General features: G+C 46.6%; 16 protein-coding genes. 1 reads left to right on the forward strand and 15 read right to left on the reverse strand.

What is annotated here, in order from left to right; genetic code table 11:
• Window positions 1-15: 15 nt before the first annotated feature.
• From HP399_RS17265 to HP399_RS17335, 15 genes are all read right to left on the reverse strand, one after another.
• On the reverse strand, window positions 16-663 hold the full coding sequence (locus tag HP399_RS17265; protein ID WP_173617767.1) for a TetR/AcrR family transcriptional regulator: 648 nt from the start codon (window positions 661-663) through the stop codon (window positions 16-18).
• A gap of 80 nt (window positions 664-743) precedes the next feature.
• Entirely contained in the window at window positions 744-1646 is a 903-nt protein-coding gene (locus tag HP399_RS17270; RefSeq protein ID WP_173617768.1) for a M15 family metallopeptidase, read from the reverse strand.
• Window positions 1647-1742: 96 nt separating this feature from the next.
• A complete protein-coding gene (locus tag HP399_RS17275) occupies window positions 1743-3320 on the reverse strand; it encodes a glutathione ABC transporter substrate-binding protein (protein WP_173617769.1) in 1578 nt (525 codons plus the stop codon).
• Between the two features lie 96 nt (window positions 3321-3416).
• Window positions 3417-4388 (reverse strand): peptide-methionine (R)-S-oxide reductase MsrB, encoded by a 972-nt coding sequence (msrB, locus tag HP399_RS17280; protein WP_173617770.1) that lies wholly within the window; start codon window positions 4386-4388, stop codon window positions 3417-3419.
• A 175-nt stretch (window positions 4389-4563) separates the two neighbouring features.
• Entirely contained in the window at window positions 4564-5943 is a 1380-nt protein-coding gene (locus HP399_RS17285) for a M20/M25/M40 family metallo-hydrolase (RefSeq protein WP_173617771.1), read from the reverse strand.
• A gap of 299 nt (window positions 5944-6242) precedes the next feature.
• Entirely contained in the window at window positions 6243-7328 is a 1086-nt protein-coding gene (locus tag HP399_RS17290; protein WP_173617772.1) for a Ger(x)C family spore germination protein, read from the reverse strand.
• Window position 7329: 1 nt separating this feature from the next.
• Complete coding sequence (locus tag HP399_RS17295; RefSeq protein ID WP_173617773.1) at window positions 7330-8400, reverse strand: GerAB/ArcD/ProY family transporter; 1071 nt, start codon at window positions 8398-8400, stop codon at window positions 7330-7332.
• Window positions 8397-9746 carry a spore germination protein gene (locus HP399_RS17300; protein ID WP_173617774.1) on the reverse strand — a complete coding sequence of 450 codons (1350 nt, stop codon included), beginning with the start codon at window positions 9744-9746 and terminating at the stop codon, window positions 8397-8399. The genes HP399_RS17295 and HP399_RS17300 overlap by 4 nt, the downstream gene beginning before the upstream one ends.
• Before the next feature lie 135 nt (window positions 9747-9881).
• Entirely contained in the window at window positions 9882-11900 is a 2019-nt protein-coding gene (locus HP399_RS17305; protein ID WP_173617775.1) for a S9 family peptidase, read from the reverse strand.
• A gap of 5 nt (window positions 11901-11905) precedes the next feature.
• On the reverse strand, window positions 11906-13708 hold the full coding sequence (locus tag HP399_RS17310) for a S9 family peptidase (RefSeq protein WP_173617776.1): 1803 nt from the start codon (window positions 13706-13708) through the stop codon (window positions 11906-11908).
• Window positions 13709-13788: 80 nt separating this feature from the next.
• The gene (locus HP399_RS17315; protein ID WP_173617777.1) at window positions 13789-15417 is read right to left on the reverse strand and encodes a peptide ABC transporter substrate-binding protein; all 1629 of its coding nucleotides are present in this window, start codon (window positions 15415-15417) and stop codon (window positions 13789-13791) included.
• 36 nt (window positions 15418-15453) lie between these two features.
• Entirely contained in the window at window positions 15454-16401 is a 948-nt protein-coding gene (locus HP399_RS17320) for an ABC transporter ATP-binding protein (RefSeq protein ID WP_144615848.1), read from the reverse strand.
• On the reverse strand, window positions 16402-17421 hold the full coding sequence (locus HP399_RS17325) for an ABC transporter ATP-binding protein (protein ID WP_144615850.1): 1020 nt from the start codon (window positions 17419-17421) through the stop codon (window positions 16402-16404). It abuts the gene before it with no gap.
• A gap of 28 nt (window positions 17422-17449) precedes the next feature.
• The gene (locus HP399_RS17330; RefSeq protein WP_007726457.1) at window positions 17450-18394 is read right to left on the reverse strand and encodes an ABC transporter permease; all 945 of its coding nucleotides are present in this window, start codon (window positions 18392-18394) and stop codon (window positions 17450-17452) included.
• Between the two features lie 3 nt (window positions 18395-18397).
• A complete protein-coding gene (locus tag HP399_RS17335) occupies window positions 18398-19330 on the reverse strand; it encodes an ABC transporter permease (RefSeq protein ID WP_007726455.1) in 933 nt (310 codons plus the stop codon).
• A 397-nt stretch (window positions 19331-19727) separates the two neighbouring features.
• Here HP399_RS17335 and HP399_RS17340 point away from each other — a divergent pair, with 397 nt between their 5' ends.
• Window positions 19728-21038: a helix-turn-helix domain-containing protein gene (locus HP399_RS17340; RefSeq protein WP_173617778.1), complete on the forward strand. Its 1311-nt coding sequence runs from the start codon at window positions 19728-19730 to the stop codon at window positions 21036-21038.
• Window positions 21039-21091: the final 53 nt, after the last annotated feature.

Raw genomic sequence — 21091 nt, forward strand, 5'->3', positions numbered from 1 at the left:
TCCTTGTTAGCACCCCTACAATGGCTTGAAGGGATTTTCTTGTGATTGCAGGAAAAAACGTTGAAATGCCGGGTTTTCCATCGATCCTGATTTCAAAACGGAATGAAGAACCATATCTGCATAAATATCCGCGATTTGCTCGATCGAGTACGTCCCTGACTTTTGATACCATTTGTAAATCCAGTTCACCATGCCAAAGATAGCCATGGACACAATCGGCACAGGCAGCTCCGGGCGGAACTCATCCGATTCGATCCCGTCCGAAATGACGGTGAACATGATTTTTTTATAGCGATCCCGTTTCGTTTCAATATCCGTGTAGTACTCCGGAGCTAAAAACAAACTCTCCTGATAAAAAATCGTAACCTGCGAGCGGTACAGATCAATCATCATAACAAAGGATTTTACGATTGCTTGCAGACGTTCTGTCGGGGTATCCCACTTCTCGTAAGCTTCCTCCGCTTTTTCCAGCACATACGTAATAAATTGATCATGAATGATGTAGAGGAGTTCATCTTTTGATTTGAAGTTGTGATAAAATCCTCCCTTCGACGTTCCGCTTTCTTTCACAATTTGATCCACAGTCACTTTGTGGTAGCCATTTGCTTCAAACAAGCGCATGGATGTTTCAATAATACGTTCTCTGATTGATTTTTCGACCATTATCTTCACCCGTGAACATTATAGCATAACTACATAGCAAAAACGCCGATTCTCTTCGGTGAGAGATCGGCGTTTCTTCCTTAATTCGTTGGTGTGGAAACAGGAACGGCACCTGAATATTCTTCGAGCGTAATCCCTTTTTCTCCGATTTCTTGTGCGATCTCGGCCCCTACATAACGCAAATGCCACGGCTCATAAATATAGCCAGTAATCGCGTCTTTTCCCTCTGGGTAGCGAATGATAAATCCAAACTTCTCGACGTTTTCATCCAGCCACTTCGCTTCTTTGGTTCCGGCAAAGCAACTCGTTGCTGCGCATTTGCCATCCTTACCGGAGACGTCAATCGCGAGTCCCGTCTCATGCTCACTCGTCCCAGGAACGGCACTGTAAGTCCGTGCCTTCTCTACGCCGTCTTTTTTTACATAGCGATTAAACAGCGCTTTCTGGTAGGCGTGGGAGCGATAGGCAGATACGCCAGCTAACTGGACACCGTCAGCCTGAGCTGCCGCAAATAACTGCTCAAGCGCACCAGCTGCTTCTTTGCGCATTTTGCGTTTCTCGCTCTTTTCCGGGAGCAAGTAAGGAACGTTTGGAAACACTAGATCATTTGGCTGATAGTTCTCTGGAAGCTTGCGTTGTTTGTTCACCAGTACAGCAACACTCTCAGGCTCACCCACGACCTCGATGTCCGGGAACGACAGCTCAGGTGGCTGACCCGCTGGTGGCTTTTCTGCCGGCTTCGTTTCCGTTGGCTTCGCTTTCTGGGGTTGCTCCGGTTGTTCTTGCTTTGGTGTTTCAGCCGGTGGAGGCGTGTTCTCCTCCTTTGGCTTCTCTTCTTCTTTCTTTGGAGGAGTTGGCGTCTCCACGGATGATGGTGTCTGTGGTTCTTGTGGAGCAGCTGTACTGTTACATCCAGACAACACAAATGTCATTGCCGTTACGAGTACAAGCGGATGCAAAAGTCGGTGTCGAAAACTTCTCATTGTAACGTTCCTTTCGTTTTGGAGCTGATCCAATTATGTAGGTAATAAAAGTACGTACCTATTATGACATAATTGACCGGCGTTTCGTTACATGATTTATCGAGAAATCACGACCTGTTCGATATTTAAGTAACCCGCTGGACTGATGGAGAAGCCCTGAATATGGTTGCTAATCACAGCCAAATTCTCCAGATTGCGAATCGGCACGACCAAAGCATCTTGCAGCTCCACTTCTTGTGCTTTTGCGTAGATAGAAAGTCTTTTGGCAGGATCTGTTTCGATACGACCAGCCTCGATGAGACGATCCAGCTCGGGATTGCTGTATTGAAAACTGTTGCCAGCCCCGCCACCCGATGTATGAAATAAATTGTATTGATTGTAGTCGGCATCCCCGGTTGCATTTGCCCAGCCACTGACAAAAATCTCATGATCCTTCGTTTTCTCAATGGTTCGGACAAACTCATCGTAGCTGACGACTTTTAGCTCCGCGTCGATGCCGATCCCTTTTAATTGCGACCGTATCACTTGGGCAACCAAGATTCGATCCCGTCTGTTGTAGGTAATCATTTGAATAGGAAAACCATCTGGATAGCCCGCCTCTGCGAGCAACCGACGCGCTTGGTTGATGTCGTACGGGTAGCTTTTCACAGTCGGACTGTAGCCGAACACATGTGGTCCAATAGGTGAGTTCGCCTTCGTTCCCACGTTGTTATACACCCCTTTAATGATCGCTCCCGTCTCGATCGCCATACTGATGGCTTTCCTCACACGGATATCATTCAGTGGTGGACGTGATACATTAAACCCGATAAACTCCGTCCCGAGCGCATCACTGCGGTACACACGCATCTGGTTGGAGGCTTGAATTCGATCCAGCTCCATGACAGGGATGGACTCGGCAATATGTGCTTCTCCATTCTCGACCATCGCAATGCGAGCCGCATCATCTGGAACAACCTTGAAGACGACTTGATCAAGCGTAGCAGCCTCGCCCCAATAGGACTGGTTTTTGCTCAAGGTAATTCGACTGCCAGGCTCCCATGATTGGAACTGATAAGGGCCAGTACCAACCGGGTGATGCGATAATTCCCGCCCGTATTTATCGATCGCAGTGGGGCTGATGATGCTCCCCTCGTGACTGGCCAAAATAGAAAGCAAAGGAGCAAATGGCTTATGAAGAATGAATTGTACTCTGTACGGGTCGATGACCCTTACCTGTTTTACTTTTTCGAACATGGCTGCCCGTGGAGAAGCCACCGCTGGATCTAATACACGATCAAATGTTTTCTTGACCGCCTGTGCATGAAAGGGAGTCCCATCGTGAAAAACAACACCTTGTCGGAGAGTAAACTCCCAAGTAAGATCGTCGATTTGTTTCCATGCCGTTGCCAGCTGTGGCTGAATGTTCATGTTCCTATCTCGTTTAACGAGCCCTTCATACACTTTTCCTTGGACGACACTCGCCTCATTAATCGTCAAAATAAAATGGGGATCGAGATTTGCGGCATCCGACATACGCGCAATGATTAACGTCCCACCCTCAGCAACGTTTTGGGGTGTCGGTACGATTTGATTGTTGTGGGGCGGCTCCTGACCGAAAGAACAGGCTGATATGGCGATGATTGCTGCGAGTAACAGTCCAATTAGTCTGTGAAAGGATTTCTGCGTGTACATTGGACCCTCCCTGCATGCTCTTCTGTTTACCTAGTTGTATGTTTAGCAAAAAGACCGCCCTTCTCCCATGTTTCCCGGAGAGTAGCGGTCCACACTCTATTCTTTTTCAAATAATCGTTTATACTCCCCGAAGCCTTCTTCCTCCAAACGACCTTTCGGAATGAAGCGCAATGCGGCTGAATTGATGCAGTAGCGCAATCCATTTTCTCCAGGACCGTCCTCGAAAACGTGGCCGAGATGAGAATCTGCTTCTTTGCTACGAACCTCTGTACGAATCATATTATGTGTCAAATCCACATGCTCGGTTACGGTTTCCTCTTGCAATGGCTTGGTAAAGGATGGCCACCCGCAGCCGGAATCGAACTTGTCCAAGGAACTGAACAAAGGCTCGTTGGAGACGATGTCTACGTAGATGCCCTCTTCCTTGTGATCCCAGAATTCGTTCGTAAATGGACGTTCTGTCCCGTTATTTTGCGTCACCTCGTACTGGAGCGGGGTCAAGATTTTTTTCAATTCTTCTTGCTTCGTACGGTCGCGCCATGCTTCCTTGGTGAATTTCGCTCTGCCTGATGCCGCCCGGTAGTATTGGTAGCGAACCGAATTTTTCTTATAGTAGTCCTGATGATATTCCTCTGCCGGATAGAACGGCTTGGCTGGCAAAATCAGCGTTGCAATGGGCTTTTGGAAACGACCGCTCGCATCTAGCTCTTGCTTGGATTTCAGCGCAAGACTTTCTTGCTCTTCATTATGATAGAAGATCGCGGGCGCATACGATTGACCTCGATCACCGAATTGACCACCTGCGTCAGTCGGGTCGATTTGTCTCCAGAACATTTGCAGCAATTCCTCGTAGGAGATGAGAGACGGATCATATGTGATTTGGATGGCTTCATAATGCCCCGTCGTATCAGAGCATACCTGTTCATAGGTTGGGTTTTCGACATGACCGCCTGTATAGCCGGAGACGACTTTTTCAATGCCTGGCATCTTGTCAAACGGACTGACCATGCACCAGAAGCATCCGCCTGCAAAGGTTGCGATTTCGAATGGATGTGTATCGCTGTTCACGCATTTCGCCTCCTGTAAAAGTATGTACACTATCTTTTACGATTGTACATGGTTTACAAAAGCAAAGTCCACTCTGGAAGTGCTGCGAGAGGGTTCCAAAAAGGAAAGGAGACCTTTTTACACGAAAGGTCCCCCTTTTCGCTATCGAATTGCCTGATCCTTCATTCGTATGTTGCTACTCTGACAGCGCTTTGGCAAATCCAGAGAGCATGACAACCATATGGGCAATTCCTTCCTCGAAGTCTTTCAAACGGATGGATTCGTTCGGCGCATGTACTTTGCAGCCAACCCAGCCTACCCCTGTACTGACAACCGGAAGCTTCAGCTGCTCACCGAAAATATACATCGGACCCGTGCCTGCCGCGTTTGGAGAAAGCACTGGCTCATGATCGTAAATGACGCGTGCTGAATCCAGTACGTGAGCAACAAATGGATGGTGGAAATCGGAGCGATACGCTTTTTGCCCGTTGATCATGGTGACGGTAATATCCGTAAAACCATGCTTCTCCAAATGATTCTCGATGCAATTCATGATGTGCTGTGGATCTTGTCCTGGGACAAGGCGGCAATCCAACTTGGCCTTCGCGCTTTTCGGCAGAACAGTCTTCGCGCCCTCTCCTGTATAGCCGCTATCCAGACCACAAATGGTCATGGTCGGATGAAAAACCATGGCTTCTCGTGGGTCCACATTGTTTGCCGCGGTAATCAGTGGGCGTTTCAAACCGTATAGCGCTACTGTCGCCTCTTCACTGAACGGCAATTCAGAAACGACTTTCTTTTCATCCGCTGTTGGTTCCTCGATCCCCTTGAAGAAGCCTTCGACCAAAATCTCGTTTTGCTGATTTTTCATCGTCGCTAATGCCTGTACCAAGCGCCACGCTGCATTGTCTACATACGCACCGACAGAGGAGTGCATGTCGATATCTGCCCCAACGCATGTCAGCTCTAGGTACGCCATTCCTTTGATCCCGGCAACCATGCTGATTCGCTCATTTTCGTCCTTTCCACCGAATTCCCAAATGCAGGCATCCGCTTGGAAAAGATCCTTGTACTCTCGAAGATATGGCTCCAGATTCGGGCTGCCGATCTCTTCTTCTCCTTCGATCAGGAACTTGATGTTGCAAGGCAAACCGCCTGCTTGCTGCTGCAAAATGTGAATCGCCGTCAGACGCGCTACGAGGTCACCTTTATTGTCGGCAGCACCACGGGCATACAGCTTTCCATCGATTATCGTCGGGTCAAACGGCTCCGTGTTCCACTCATGAAACGGCTCAGGTGGTTGAACATCATAGTGATCGTAAAACAGGATCGTTTTGCTGGCGTCTCCTTCACTGCCTGCAGCAAAAAACGCATACACGACTGGATTGCCGCCAAGATTGTCGAGTACCTTTGTCTCTCCGCCAACCTCATGAATCATCTTGACCACGTATTCAACCGTCTCTGGGATGGCTTTATGCTGTGCGGATACGGTAGGAAATCTCAAATATTGCTTCAGCTTCTCGATTGCTTGTGGCAAGTTTTCTTGCACAATGCCTACGACTTGTTCTTTGTTCATTATTGCGCTCCTCCTACTGACCATTTTTCCAATTGATGATGGAATCCGAACATTTGTAGCTCTCCATGCATTACCTTTTTCGATATCGCAGAGAAATCGTTATCCGATTAAAGCGAGATGATTGGAACTTCCTGATTCCAAATCTTCTGTAAAGAGTGATAAATCTCCTTCCTTTTATCTGAATTTGGCTCCGCTTTTCCTTTTAGGATCAAAGAATACGTTTCGAATTATTTCGATAATCCATGATTTTTTACAAAACCTCGATTTTCTGTTTCAATCAAGGTTTTGTATGCCACTCATCATTTAATGATTCCCGTGCTTTCAATCTCCAAATCAACTGTAATGTTAAACCTCATTTTAGAGTATATTTCCTGCCACAACTCCCACTCCTTCTTGCCATAATGATTTCTAGCCATATAATGTAGTCCGAATCCAATCGGATCAATTTGATGCTTCTGTATACTCTCCAACAGGTTCTTGTACCGATTTTCAATATTCTTCTCCGCAATCCTTTCTAATTCTCCCCAATTCTTATCAAATAAAGCTTGATTAGCTTCCTGAATTCGCCCTCTTACTTTAATGTCCATTTGCAGAATTGGCGGTTGCTGTTTGGGGGTCTGAATCTGATAGCGATATGTAAAGCTTTGAATCAATAGTGAGTATCGAAGATGATCTTTTTTTACGCTGACTACAAAATTAGATGGTTTTCGAACAAGCTGGCTAAACAATTCTGTTTGCCCTGGTTGAATGACCATCTTTAATTCTTTCTTGTTGAACAAAGCCACTTGATTCACTTCGAATGACTTTCCTTTTTTTGAAACAATAGGCAAAAAAGGGTCTTTTCCCAACTCGAACATTCTATTGTAAAAGTCATATAAATACTCTGTTACAGCTAAAGACGATCCTATTTTCTCATGTCCAAAGCTTAGAATAAGAGAGTCTGCTGGAACACGTTCAGATCTGGGACTTGCTTCTAATATCTCTTCTGCTGACGGATTCGCAAGTGCCATATACTCAATTCTCTGCACTTCACTCCCTCTAAATATCCAATCTGTTGTTGTGAGGATCTCATCATTCGCTAGATTCCTTCCGATAATAAAAATCTTTGAATGCCCCAAATCAAGTTCTTTGTCCACGTTGGAATTCATGAGTTCTAACGCCTCAGAAATGGTGTCAGCTTCCTGTGAAATGATTTGAAACGCAGCATGCCCCGGCTCTATTCGATGTGTGGGAATCGCCAGTTTTAATGAGACCTTGTACAGCTTTTCTTTACCTTGATCGATTCCTATCGCTACTACAAAAAATCGTTTATCTATATCTTTGAATCCACATCCACTCAGCCCAAACAAAAGCAAAACGAAAAGCACACCTAGCCTTCTAAGCATGTTACTGTTTCCTCCTTCCTATCAAAAGCATCAGAAGAACCAACAAGAGCTCCATCATAAACCGAACCATAAACCACTGCTCCGCTACCATAATCAGCTGCTTTTCATTTGTCAAACGCCCATACCACCAAGTTGCGATACCCACGACTCCAACAATGATCCATCGATATCGTTTGGATTGGTCACGAAAAATACTACCGACTAACTCTGTACCAATATGCCAGCTCATCGAGATAAACAAGAGAGTAACCGCAACGTAAACCATTAAATAATAGAAGACGACTCGTTCAATAAATCCAAATTCCATTCGAAGCGAGTCAACTGTATTCACCCAAAGGTAAAGGTAATTTTCTACAGCCTGCGTACCATGAATACCAATCGGAATAAGGAAGGTGCTCACCAATGTGATCGCCCCTGTAACCGGTACTAACCAAAAATGGGTTAGTGATATTCTCCAAGTAAAAAACCTGTTTAACACAATCAGTGTCATATATCCTGTAAAGCAAAACATCGCTGTTGCTAGTGTATTCCAAGAAGGGATCTCGAAGATGTACTCCGTCGTGACCATAATCGCATTCCACTCAAACGTTTCACTTTGGAGTGCTTTAAATAAGATGAAAACGACGATTGGAAGAATGAATATCAGAATAATCTCGGATAAATAATTGATCGCTGCCGTCGAGCGAGTAGCTGCATAACAGCTCACGATAATTAAACAGAAAAGGAGCTGTTCAATGGGAATAGATGGATTCAGAAACATTTTGGCAATATATGAAAATGCAATTAGAACCACCCCTCCAGCCACTATCCAAAGGAGTCCCAGAGTGAAGCTAATTACGGAGCTTAGCATCACAGGTAATCGTTGTTCAAAAATTTCAGGTAACCCCTGACCTGGGAACTGACGCATTGTCCTGGTAAACAAATAAGCCAGTGTCGATCCAAACACAATCGCGAAGAGGATCGCTAGCCATGCACCTTGAAATCGATACTCCACTAACATTACAGGTACATAAAAAATGGTATTTACCAGCATACATAAAATAAATGGATAAAAATAGTAACGATTCATCATCCAGAGATCCTCTTTTTCGAATTGGTTGATGCATGCTTACCGAATTGGAGTCGAAAAAAGGGTTCACCATAGCTTCTCAGATTGACTAAATACACCAAGAAACAAAAAGCACCTGAAATGAGTCCCAGGATACCGAATAAAGTAGCAAACACGATTAATGGATACTTTACCAGCCTGATTGCAAAGCTCATCTCGTTGATCGGCACGACAAAATTAGCAATCGCGACAGTTGATGTAATAATGATCATGACAGAGCTGACCAGTCCTGCTTCCTGCGCTGCTTGTCCTAAAATTAATCCACCCACCGTTGTAGCCGTTGAACCAATATACTTTGGCAAACGAATACTGGCTTCGATTAGCACCTCAATCAGGAAAAGCATAAATAGAACTTCGACGAATGAGGAATATGGGACTGGAGCGCGGCTCCCTGCGATTGACAATGCGAATTGTACTTGGAAGATCTCTGGATTATGAGAAATGACTGCTATGTAAATCGCAGGGAGACATATGGTGAGGAATAATGAAATATAGCGAAGGATGACCAGACCTATCCCTATCCAATACGTTTGATACCGATCGTCCATCGCAGACATAAAATCGTAAAATACAGCGGGAGCTATTAACGCAAAAGGTGATCCATTGACCAAAATGACAATCTTTCCTTGTGAGAGACTGAAGACAATTCGATCGGGTCTTTCTGAGACGAGCATCAAAGGTACAAAGTTAAATTTCTTTTGAGACAATAAATTCTCAAGCTGTCCAGAAGCTTGAATAAACTCATCTTGAATATCGTCAATCTTTTGTAACAGCTCCTGCAAAACTGTTTCTTTCACGACATGCTTGTCATACAAAACATACAATTTTGTTTTTGGTTTTTTTCCAACCTCTTTTTCCTTCACCATTAGATTGGAGGAAGCATAACGTCTTCGTATTAGGTTGATGTTTGCATAGCTATCTTCTGTTAACGCAAATGGTGGCCCTTGTACAGAAGCTTCATTTTTAGCGTAATCTACTTTGTCGTTGATGACCTTGGACGAGTAAAAGGAATAAAACGTATCATTTATAGTGATTAAAGAATAACCCTCTAGAAGCTTCGGTATCACTTCCTTTTCGTCTAGAACCTGCTCACAAAAAAGCTCCGCATCTAAGATGTTTTTCATTTCACTATACGAATGACAAGTCGAGAAAGGTTCCGAAATACGTTCCTGAATCAGCTTCGAATTAATCAAAGATGAATAAAAGTATAATGCTATGGAAAGGTCACCATTAGTAAGATGCTGTATTTCAAAATCTTGTGTTTCACTCAGTTCTCGGAGTTGTCTGTCAATCTCCTCTAGTTGAATCAAAGGAAACACTCCTTTGTGGTTTCTTTTTCCATATTATGCTCGCTTGTTATTTATATCATTCAAGTAATCCCTTTCTAAAATGGACATAGAAATAACCAGTCAAAACACAGAATAACGTGTTTGACTGGTTTACGATTATTCCGCTATTTTTACTTTCTTGTCTAAAGTCAAATAGCTGTCAAACCAATCCGTCGTATATTGCAGTCTCAACACGCGTTGCCGAGGATCACCACTGCGGGATAGTTCATGACTGGCACCCGGGAAACGGACAAATGACACCGGGGCCTTACCTTGATGCTTCAATGTTACATAAAGCTGCTCGGCCTGTTCGATCGGGCAACGGTAGTCATGTTCTCCATGCATGATCAGCAGGGGCGTCTCGATGTTCTCTACCAAGCGAATTGGTGAATGCTGCCACATTTTTTCCGGATTCGTGAATGGATTTGCCTGAATCTCTTCGGCAGTAAAGAAATAACCGATATCACTGACACCGTAAAAGCTTACCCAGTTGCAAATACTCCGATCTGTTACACCCGCTTTGAATCGATTGGTTTTACCGACGATCCAGTTCGTCATAAAGCCACCGTAGCTGCCGCCTGCGACACCCAAGCGATCCTCATCGACAAAATCGAATTGATCGCATGCATATTGCACGGCCGTCATCAAATCGCTATAATCGTTTCCTCCATAGTCACCGCAGCAAGCCTGAACAAAACGCTCTCCGTAGCCAAAGCTCCCTCTCGGATTTGTATAGAGTACGGCGTAGCCTTTTGCAGCGAGCAGCTGGAACTCGTGGAAAAACGTATTTCCGTACATAGAGTGAGGCCCGCCATGAATTTGCAGAACCATCGGATATTTTTTTCCTTCTTCAAAACCGACAGGCTTGAGCATCCAACCGTGCAGCTTCCAGCCATCCTTCGCGACAAACTCCATTTCTTCTGGAACAGGGAGCTCAATGCCAGCAAATAGCTCTTCGTTCAGCGATGTTAGACGTTTTTCTCCTCTGTCTTTCAGGCACACTTGATACAAGTCGCCCGGCGTAAACGGGTCACTGATGGCAACAACCACCGTTTGTTCGTTTTCATGCAGCGAAAAGCCGTAAATATTCCGATTGCCCGCTACAACATTCGTGACTTGTCCGTCCAGCGTTACGTGATAAATGCCGGAATTTCCTCTCTCACTTGCAATGAAATACATACCTCTTCCATCTGCTGTCCATACAGCGCCTGGATTCGGGTGACCTGGCGAGCGCATGTCCCCGATGGTGGAATCGCCCACCTGAACGTCCCAATCATCTGTGATGCAAGTATAGTTGCCCTTTTCAAAATCATATACCCAGATGCGCTTCTGTGCTGCGTACAAATGCGTGTCCAATTCACTTCCGATATACGCTAGCTTCTTACCGTCGTGTGACCAGGTTGGATAGGCAAAAATCCCTTTGCTGTTGGTCAGCTTTTTCCATTCTCCCCCTTCAGAAGGGATGAGAAAAACGTCAACACTATGCTGAAAATCAGGGTCTTCTGCTCGGTTCGCAGTAACGGCGAGCCATTTTCCGTCCGGCGACCAGGACCCAATTGTATGATTGTACGGGCCATCGCTGAGTGGAGTAACCTCGCCTGTTTCTACATGAACAATGGCCAGCTGCTTGTTTTTCTCGTAAATGAACCCAAGATCATCGGATTTGTACTTCATTCTTCCGACTTGAATGGCTTTGGGATTTTCTTTCTCCTCAGTTCCCTCGAGGTCTGCGAATGTTTCACCCTCATCCAAGATCGACGAGAAGACAATGTATTGGCCGTCAGGTGACCAAGTCGGATTGCTGACGCCGTTTTTGCAACGTGTGAGCTGCCTTGCTTCGCCTCCGTTTGCATCGATCAGCCAAATCTGTGGTTTTCCAGATCGATTCGAAACAAAGCTAATCTTTGAACCATCCGGTGACCAGCGCGGAAAGGTGTCGCGGGAGCCAGACGTCAATGGCTGTGGATCATCCGCATCCAATCTGCGTAAAAATAAGTGATTTTGGTATGCGTGGGACTCATCGATTTGATTTTCCACATAGGCAAGCGTTTTTCCGTCTGGTGATAGCTGTGGATCGCTCGCGTACCGCATTTGATACAAATCTTCAGCCGTTATGCCTCTTTTTGCTTGCGTCATCCTAATCACTCCTCGATTTTATTGGTGGATGCAAGTTGCTCCAAAAAGAACTGGGAAATCTTTTGATTCAACGTGATGTGATTGTCCAGCTTTTCGGTAAAGTGACCTTCATCCTCAAAAATGTGCAAATCGACTTCTTGCCCCCTGCCTTGCATGTCCGCTACGAGCTGTTCTGCTTCGCTGACAGGAACACGCGTATCATTGCGCCCGTGGAATACGAGAAGCGGAGCCGTGATCTTATGGGAATGATTCAAAGGAGCAATTTCTTCAAAAAAGTCATCGTCTTCGCCGAGGAACCCATACTCCACCTCACGCAATCTCCGTCTCCATGCCCCGGTGTTCTCTAGAAAGGTTTTGAAGTGGGAAATCCCCACAATATCAACACCTGCGGCCCACAGGTCAGGGTAATGCGTAAGCGCAGCCAATGTCATGAATCCTCCGTAGCTGCGGCCCATGATACCGATCGCATTCGGGTCAACGCTTGGACGGTTGCCTAAATCTTTGACCAGCCAAGCCAAATCTGCTACAGAATCCATACGCTTGCGTCGATCATCGAGCTGGACATATTCCCGACCGTAGCCCATGCTGCCGCGAACATTCGGTGCTACCACCGTAAAGCCTTCGTTCGCCAAAAACTGAAAAACAGGATGATACTCCGGTCGAATTTGGCTCTCTGGCCCGCCATGGACGTAGACGACGACTGGTTTTTTCTCGGCATTCTCGGATGTATCTTTGGCATAGAGGAAATACGGCACTTCCAAGCCATCAAAAGAGCGAAACGTGCACAATTCCGGCTCGATGAGTTTATCTTCGAGAGCATCGGATTGACCAATGTTCGTCATACGTCGGCTGGTTTGCTCCGAAATGGTATATGTCCAGATGTCTCCTGGAAGTGTAGGGCTTTTCAGCGTAAAAGCGAGCTGATCATCACTCACCCAGGCCAAGGAAGAGATCACTCCACGTGGTGCTTCCTCCACCCGCTCCCAGCGTTGCTCTGTCAAGGAATAGAGAGCAAGAACGGAATAGCCTCCTTCATTGATCGTGAAGGCAAGAAGCGTCTCGTCGGGAGATAATTTGGCCTCCTCGATGTCCCATTTTGGGTCGTGCACCAGTTTGTCCAGCTCTCCTGTACGCAGTGAAAAGCGGCACAACGCTTTCGTGTTCTCATCGCGGTCGGTTACGAGATATCCCGTTTGGCCGTCTTTAGACAGTACCAAGGAATGGTAGCGCGCATGTTTGCTGCAAATGGCGAGCTTTTGTGCTTCCTTCGTTTGTAGATTCAACATATACAGGCAATTGTCAATGTTGGTCTCCTGCACGCTGAAAATGAGTCCTGTCCCGTCTGGCAGCCAACCGATTGGATCTGTGCGCCCATCATAGCGGAAGACTTCCTCATACGCACCACTCTCGACATCCTGCACAAAAATATCAAAGCTGCGCGGATTGCGACGATTGCTGGACCACGCGATCTTTTGCCCACACAAAGACCAGCCTCCCAAATAGTGAAAATAATCAGGAGCATCTGTCAGCGGCTTCACAACTGCACCTTTTTCCGTTAGCAAAAAGAACTGCTGCCGCTCGTCTCCCTTGTTGTCCATACCGACAATCGTTTTCGTTCCGCACGGGGAATGGTCAACTGCTACCACACGATCAGGCAAAAAGGTCACTTGCTCCGAGCGGTTGGAATCTTCATTCCAGCGCCACAACTGCGCGATACCTGTCAGCTTCGTTAAAAAGGTAATCTCTCTACGCTGCGGTACCACCTTCAATTGATACGCGGATTTCACTTGCAGATAGTCCAAAATCACGAGAAATCATCCTTTCCTGCTTTGCTAGATGTTCCTTGGAGTATGTAAAGAGAAAAAAGAGGAGAAGCTCCTCTTTTTTTCTATTTTTTGGTTGCCCAGCGAGCGCTTGGGAACGCGTTGACTGGGAAATTGAGACCTTCCAGATTCGGTTTCACCAAATAGTTTTGCTGGTAGTGGTAAACTGGAATGAACGGCATTTCATCCATCAAAATGGCTTCTGCCTGGTGAAGCAGTTCCATACGCTTGTTCGGGTCTTGCTCAACTTTTGCCGCCATATTCAACTGATCATACTCTTTGTTCACCCAACCAGTACGGTTGTTCGGGCTTTCACCCAAATAGTAGTCAAGGTTAAACGCAGGGTCGTTGATTTGACCTACCCAGCCCATACGGCCCATTTGATAGTTCTTTTGTTTCGTTGTATCCAGATACACTTTCCACTCTTGGTTTGTCATTTTCACTTCTACGCCCAAGTTTTTCTTGAGCATTTCTTGGATCGCTTGCGCTATTTTCTTGTGGCTTTCATCGGTGTTGTACATGAGTGTAACATCTGGCAGTGTGGACCAGCCTTCTTCTTGCATACCTTCAGCCAGCAACTTCTTCGCCGCTTCGTAGTCTTCTTTGAAGTAGTCTCCGCCCTCTTCGCGGAAGTCTTTTCCGTTTGGTTGTACCGCTCCGCGAGGTACCATGGAGTAGGCTGGTGTCTCTCCGCCTTGGCTTACCATTTCGGACAGCGCTTTACGGTCGAGCGACATTGCGAAAGCTTTACGGACCTTTTTATTCGTAAACGGTTCTTTCGTTACGTTAAACATGTACATGTACGTACCATAGTAAGGAACAGATTTGAAATCTGGGCTCGATTTTTCTTGCGCGAGGATGTCAGACGGCATCTCTTTGTTAAAGTCGAGCTCGCCACTCTTGTACATCTGATAGGCAGTCGTGGCGTCATTCACCATTTTCCATGTGATCTTATCCATTTTTACGTCAGCTTTGTTCCAATAATGCTCGTTCTTTTCAATTACGAGCTCGGAGTCATGCTTCCAGGAAACGAGCTTGTAAGCGCCGTTGGAGATGTAGCTGTCTGCATCTGCTGCCCATTTTGGATTCGCTTCTGCTTGCTTCTTGTTGATTGGGTGCCAGTAACGGGTAGCCAGCATTTTGTCAAAGTACGAGGTAGGTGCGACCAGCTCGATTTCGAGCGTTTTTGCATCGACTGCCTTGATGCCTACATCTTCTGCTTTTCCAGTACCCTTATTGTACGCTTCTCCACCTTTGATGTAGTAGAGCAGATAAGCAGAGGTCGAAGCTGTTGCCGGATCAAGATGCTTCATATACGTGTAGGCAAAATCCTCTGCGGTAACCGGCTCACCATTGGTCCACTTCGCATCATCGCGCAAAATGAACGTATACTTCAGCTTGTCATCCGACAGCTTCACTTCCTTCGCTACTCCCAAGATTGGATTGCCATCCTTGTCCTTGGTGTACAGACCTTCCCCCAAGTGATCCATGATCCAGAAGGACGTCGTATCCGTTGACGTGAGTGGGTTCAAATCTGGTGGCTCGGACTTGGAATTGAACACAACTTCTTGTTTGGCAGCAGCGCCTGGGGTAGTGGTACCTCCAGTCGATGTTGACTCGCCACTACCGCCGCAACCAGCTAGAGCCGGAATGACGAGCGAGAGCGACAGGGCAAAGGCAGCTAATTTCTTCACGTTGTTTCCCCCTATATTTTAAGATAAAAAATCGAACTACTGATAGAGATGACAAGCGACCCAATGGTTTGGTGCGGCTTCCTGCCATTCAGGAATCTGTGCCGCGCATTGCTCCATGGCCTTTGGGCATCTTGTTCGGAACACACAACCGCTCGGAGCGTTGGCAGGACTCGGCAAATCGCCCTGCAAAATGATGCGCTCCCGCTTGATTGTCGGATCAGGAATCGGAATGGAGGACAGCAACGCTTGTGTATATGGATGAAGTGGCTTTGCGTATAGCTCGAAGCTGTTTGCCATTTCTACCATTTTGCCGAGGTACATCACTCCGATTCGAGTGGAAATATGCTTCACCATGGACAGATCGTGGGCAATAAACAAGTAAGTCAGCCCCCTGTCCTGCTGTAAGTCTTCTAATAGATTCACGACCTGCGCTTGAATCGACACATCAAGCGCTGAAATCGGTTCATCCGCGATGATAAATTCCGGTTCGACCGCAAGTGCCCGGGCAATCCCGATCCGCTGCCTTTGGCCTCCGCTGAATTCATGAGGGAATCGGTTCGCATGTTCCTTAGACAAACCAACGAGCTCAAGCAATTCTTTGACCCGATCCGCTCTTGCACCACGAGACAAGCCATGAATATCCAAGCCCTCCGCAATAATGTCCATGACTGTCATGCGCGGATTCAGACTTGCTTGCGGGTCTTGAAAAATCATTTGGACGTCGCGGTGGAACTGCTCTGCATCTTTCCCTTTTAAGCGGTGTGCATTTTTTCCCTTGAACAAAACTTCTCCATCTGTATTTTCGTAGAGGCGAATCATCGTTCTGCCCAACGTCGACTTTCCGCAGCCGCTCTCGCCTACTAGTCCGAGCGTCTCGCCGCGATTAATCGTGAAGGTCACGCCGTCGACTGCCTTAAGCGTAATCCCATTACCGATCTCAAAATGCTTTTTTAGATTTTTGACTTCAACCAACGCTTGGCTCATCTACGTCTGCCTCCCTGCTGCCACCAATTCTTCCAGCTTCGGTGCCCGTGGATCGTGTAGCCAGCATGCCGCTTGGTGACCCTCGGTGAATGTGGAAGCGTCCGGCATTTGCTGCTCGCATATTTCCATCGCAAACTGACAACGCGGAGCGAACGGACAACCTTTTGGCGGGTGGAATAAATCTGGCGGCGTTCCTTCAATCGGTACCAGTCGTTCCTTTTCCACACCATCGATCCGCGGCAGAGAGCGCATCAAGCCCCATGTGTACGGATGCTTCGGATTTGCGAAAATGTCCTCTACCTTGCCTGTTTCCACCACAATTCCTGCATACATAACCACGGCCCGGTGCGCGATTTCGGCTACGACACCCAAGTCATGCGTAATCATCACGATGGAGAGTTGCTGCTTTTCCTGTAATTCTCGGAGCAAGTCCAAGATTTGTGCTTGAATCGTTACATCCAATGCTGTCGTCGGTTCATCTGCAATGACGAGCTTTGGATTATTGGCGAGTGCAATCGCGATGACGACACGTTGCCGCATTCCCCCGGAAAACTCATGCGGGTATTGATCGACCCGTTTTTCCGGATCGGGGATACCGACCAGTCGAAGCATCTCCATCGCTTTTTTACGCGCCTCTTCTTTGCTGACCTGATGGGTACGAACAAATCCCTCGACGATCTGGGCGCCGACCTTCATCGTCGGGTTCAGTGCCGTCATCGGGTCCTGGAAGACCATCCCGATCTCAGCTCCACGAACCGAAAGCAATTCCTTCTTGCTCATCCCCGTGATAACTTTTCCGTCAAAACGAATCTGACCATCCACGATTCTTCCCGGCGGGTTCGGGATCAAGCCCATGATCGCTTGGGCGGTTACACTCTTCCCACAGCCGCTCTCTCCCACTACCGCAAGCGTCTCGCCACGATCAACATGAAAGGTAACTCCCCGTACAGCCTGTACCTCTCCACCGTACGTTTTGAAATGTACGCGGAGGTTTTCTACTTGTAGCAAATGATCCGCCATGTCTGATCCTCCTATCTTCGTGGCGAGGTTACTCGCGAATTCTTGGGTCCAATGCGTCCTGCAAGCCATCACCGAAGACGTTGAAGGCAAACATCGTCAAAGAAATCATCAAGGCCGGGAAGAAAAGTCTCCACCAATCCCCTGTCAAAATGACGCCGAGTGCATCGTTAGTCATCGTGCCCCAGCTAGCGATTGGCGCTTGCACACCCAGCCCCAAGAAACTGAGGAAAGATTCTGCAAATATCGCCGACGGAATGGTAAACGTCAAGTTCACGATGATGACTCCGATTGTGTTCGGAATCAGGTGGCGTAACAAAATGCGAGGGAATTTGGCACCCAGCACTTGCGCAGCCATGATGAACTCCTGGTTTTTCAATTGCAGGATTTGTCCCCGAACGAGACGAGCCATCCCTACCCAACCGGTTGCGGACAACGCGATAATGATGGTAACAATTCCAGGCTCCATGACAACCATCAGCATGATCACCACGAGCAGATACGGCAGTCCATACAATACCTCTATCAATCGCATGATGATGGTATCGATTCGGTCTCCCTTTTTGCCTCGACCGGCCATGTATCCGGCAATACCGCCGACGGTCACTCCGATGACCAAGTCAATTAACGCTGCCGATATTCCGATAATGAGTGAAATCCGCGCTCCGTACCATGTCCGTGAAAACATATCGCGACCCAGCTCATCTGTTCCGAACCAATGCTCGCTCGAAATTTCCTGATTCGCATTCAAGAGACTCTGATCGGAATAGCTGTACGAAACGAGATGTGGACCAATTATTGCCATGGCCATCAGCAAAACAATCAGGGTCAAACCCACCATTGCCAGCTTGTTTCTGACGAGCTTTCTCGTTACTTGTTGAAAATGAGTCAGGCTCGGTCGCATCTGGGCGATCTGTCCATCTGCTTTTTGAGCTCGAGGTCGAAACAACTCATTTACTGATTGATCTACCGCCATTGGCTACCTCCCCCTGCTCGATAGTTTGATTCGTGGATCGATGAACATATAGGCCAGATCAATCAAGAAGATAATGAGCACCAAGATGGCACTGTAGAAAACTGTCGTTCCCAGAATAACGGGATAATCTCGATTGAAAATGCCATCAACGAAGTACTTGCCGATCCCTGGTACCGCAAAAATCTTTTCGACGACGAACGTTCCGGTTAACAACCCCGCGATAAGCGGTCCCATAAACGTGACGATCGGCAAAATAGCGTTACGGATTCCATGCTTGATCACTATCAGAAAAGTCGGAATTCCTTTTGCCTCAGCAGTCCGTATGTAATTCTGGTTCATCACGTCGATCATGCTCGTACGCATATAGCGTGTAATGATGGCTAATGGTCCAAAAGCAAGTGCGAGTGAAGGAAGAACCGAGTGTTTCCAGCTGGTAAGCGTCGCTACTGGGAATAACGGCAATTTGATTGCCAAGTAATTAATGAGCAATGGTGCCATGATGAAGCTGGGTACAGCAATTCCTAATACGGCCAGGACCATTGCCGCATAATCAATCCAGGTATTTCGGTTTAATGCCGCAATTGTTCCGAATAAAAGTCCGAAAAAAAGGGCAAACGCTATCGCTTGCAAACCGATCAGTGCAGATGCTCCGAAGCCATCTTTGATCATATCATTGACACCGCGTGTCTCCGACTTAATAGAAGGTCCTAAATCGAGCATGACCAAACTTTTTAGATAAAGTAAATACTGCATGGGCAGCGGTTCATCTAGATTGTATTTGGCACGCAGATTCAGCAAAATTTGCTCGGGCAACTGATCTGACTCTGACGCGAATGGATCACCAGGAATCATATGCATCAGGCTAAAAGTCAACGTTACAATGATCCACAAGGTGAGTACCATCATCAGAATTCTTTTAAGTAAATAACGTGACATCTTATAAGAGCCCCCTAGTCCAGACTTGCAAAAAGATTAAGAAAATTCTACGTACCCTCCTTTTGAGAAACCTTTAACGGAAATTGACCTAAAACATTCCTTAATTCAACAATATAGTGCCGTAATTATTTAATGTCAATTCTGATTTTTTTATTTTTTACATCGATTCATAAAGGAATTTGCTGAAAGTTGTCAAATATACAACTATTAATACGGAAATTTTCCCTAAACCATCCCTATTTAAAACTTCGTGGTCGCTACAGCTCCCATGCCCAATTGATGGGTTATATTCTATCTATATAAGAAAGACTGGCATACTAGAATGCCGAAAAAAGGATGGATCTCCTTCCTGACGAATTGATTATCCCGTAGTTTAACTTTTTTGGAGGACATTTTGATGATAAAAGTTAGCATAGTCGGTCCAAAAGATTCAGTAGATGCAATGGTAGCTGTGGGACGTGAGTTTTCCGATCACATCCTGCTCACCTCCTTCATTTATCAAGGAGTGGAACAAGTACCTGCCTATGTAGCCGAAAATGATATGGAAACAGACATCTGGTTCTTCTCTGGAGTCGCCCCCTACTCGATGGCAAAAGCGCATATTGGCAAGAAAAAAGCCTTTTATCCGCAAGTCAATTCAAGTGTCCTGACCAAAGCATTACTCGAATTGGTATACCGCGATGGTTTTTCTTTAGATCGCGTGAGCTTCGATACCATTTCGGAAGCGCATTTTCGTGAGACTTTAGAGGAATTGGGCCTGCACTGTGAGAATCCATACCTAAAGCCATATAAAGAATTCAGAAAGAGATCTGAATTGGTAGCCTATCACACCCGCCTTATCCAGGAAGGCAAGGTAGACGCTTGTGTCACGGGAACGCTTTTCGTCACCGAAGAATTAAAGCGACAAGGAATCAGCGTATACCGAATGGGCTTCACCCGCTTTATATTTCGAGAGATTTTCAAGCAAATTCTGCAAGAGGGTGAAACGCTCCACTTCAAGCGCTCCCAAATTGCTGTTCAATTGATTGAGGTATCCGACATGGAAAAGCTCGTAAATGAACCTGCAAACGCGTACGAGCTACGGCGCCTCGACTTGAAGCTGCAAGAGCTCGTACTCGATTACACAGAGTCGATTTCCGGTAGCTTCGTCGCGGTCGGCAATTCCAAGTTCATTATTTTTTCCACCCGCGGATCGTATGAAGACAACCCAGAATTTCATCCCACGCTCCTTTTGGAAAAAATCAAGCTGCTCACCCATTCGCATGCGAATATGGGAATCGGTTTTGGTGTCACAGCATTGTCTGCAGAGCGCAATGCACAGCTCGCTCTCGGTCACGCCAAAAACCATAAGGATGCAGTGATCCTCGTTGACCATGACGGTTCGATTGAAGGACCACTGCGTCAAACGAACAGCATCAGCTACGAATATTGGACACAGGACAAAGAAATCAGCGAAAATCTGAAAAAAGCCGGTGTCAGCATTACGACGTTTAACAAAATCATTTCTGTCCAAAAAGCGCTGGGGCAAAAATATATCAGCGCTTCGATGATCGCAGAATGGATGGGCATGACCCCTCGCAATGCGCGAAGAATTTTAAGTGATCTTGCAGAGCACAACATCATTGAGCTCATTGGGGAAGAAACGCCAACGAACCGGGGGCGCCCACGGAAGATTTATCGCATACTCCCCTCCCCACAAACTACTTAATTGTTTCTCCATGAGAAAGGCGTAAGCTTGTGATTTCCAGAAAACTTCTTTTG

Source organism: Brevibacillus sp. DP1.3A, from assembly GCF_013284245.2.
Taxonomy (GTDB): domain Bacteria; phylum Bacillota; class Bacilli; order Brevibacillales; family Brevibacillaceae; genus Brevibacillus.

What these genes read in the sequence shown, in the direction of transcription:
- HP399_RS17265 (WP_173617767.1), bottom strand. Translation starts at nt 663, where the DNA reads ATGGTCGAAAAATCAATCAGAGAACGTATTATTGAAACATCCATGCGC.
- HP399_RS17270 (WP_173617768.1), bottom strand. Translation starts at nt 1,646, where the DNA reads ATGAGAAGTTTTCGACACCGACTTTTGCATCCGCTTGTACTCGTAACG.
- HP399_RS17275 (WP_173617769.1), bottom strand. Translation starts at nt 3,320, where the DNA reads ATGTACACGCAGAAATCCTTTCACAGACTAATTGGACTGTTACTCGCA.
- HP399_RS17285 (WP_173617771.1), bottom strand. Translation starts at nt 5,943, where the DNA reads ATGAACAAAGAACAAGTCGTAGGCATTGTGCAAGAAAACTTGCCACAA.
- HP399_RS17290 (WP_173617772.1), bottom strand. Translation starts at nt 7,328, where the DNA reads ATGCTTAGAAGGCTAGGTGTGCTTTTCGTTTTGCTTTTGTTTGGGCTG.
- HP399_RS17295 (WP_173617773.1), bottom strand. Translation starts at nt 8,400, where the DNA reads ATGATGAATCGTTACTATTTTTATCCATTTATTTTATGTATGCTGGTA.
- HP399_RS17305 (WP_173617775.1), bottom strand. Translation starts at nt 11,900, where the DNA reads ATGACGCAAGCAAAAAGAGGCATAACGGCTGAAGATTTGTATCAAATG.
- HP399_RS17320 (WP_144615848.1), bottom strand. Translation starts at nt 16,401, where the DNA reads ATGAGCCAAGCGTTGGTTGAAGTCAAAAATCTAAAAAAGCATTTTGAG.
- HP399_RS17325 (WP_144615850.1), bottom strand. Translation starts at nt 17,421, where the DNA reads ATGGCGGATCATTTGCTACAAGTAGAAAACCTCCGCGTACATTTCAAA.
- HP399_RS17330 (WP_007726457.1), bottom strand. Translation starts at nt 18,394, where the DNA reads ATGGCGGTAGATCAATCAGTAAATGAGTTGTTTCGACCTCGAGCTCAA.
- HP399_RS17335 (WP_007726455.1), bottom strand. Translation starts at nt 19,330, where the DNA reads ATGTCACGTTATTTACTTAAAAGAATTCTGATGATGGTACTCACCTTG.
- HP399_RS17340 (WP_173617778.1), top strand. Translation starts at nt 19,728, where the DNA reads ATGATAAAAGTTAGCATAGTCGGTCCAAAAGATTCAGTAGATGCAATG.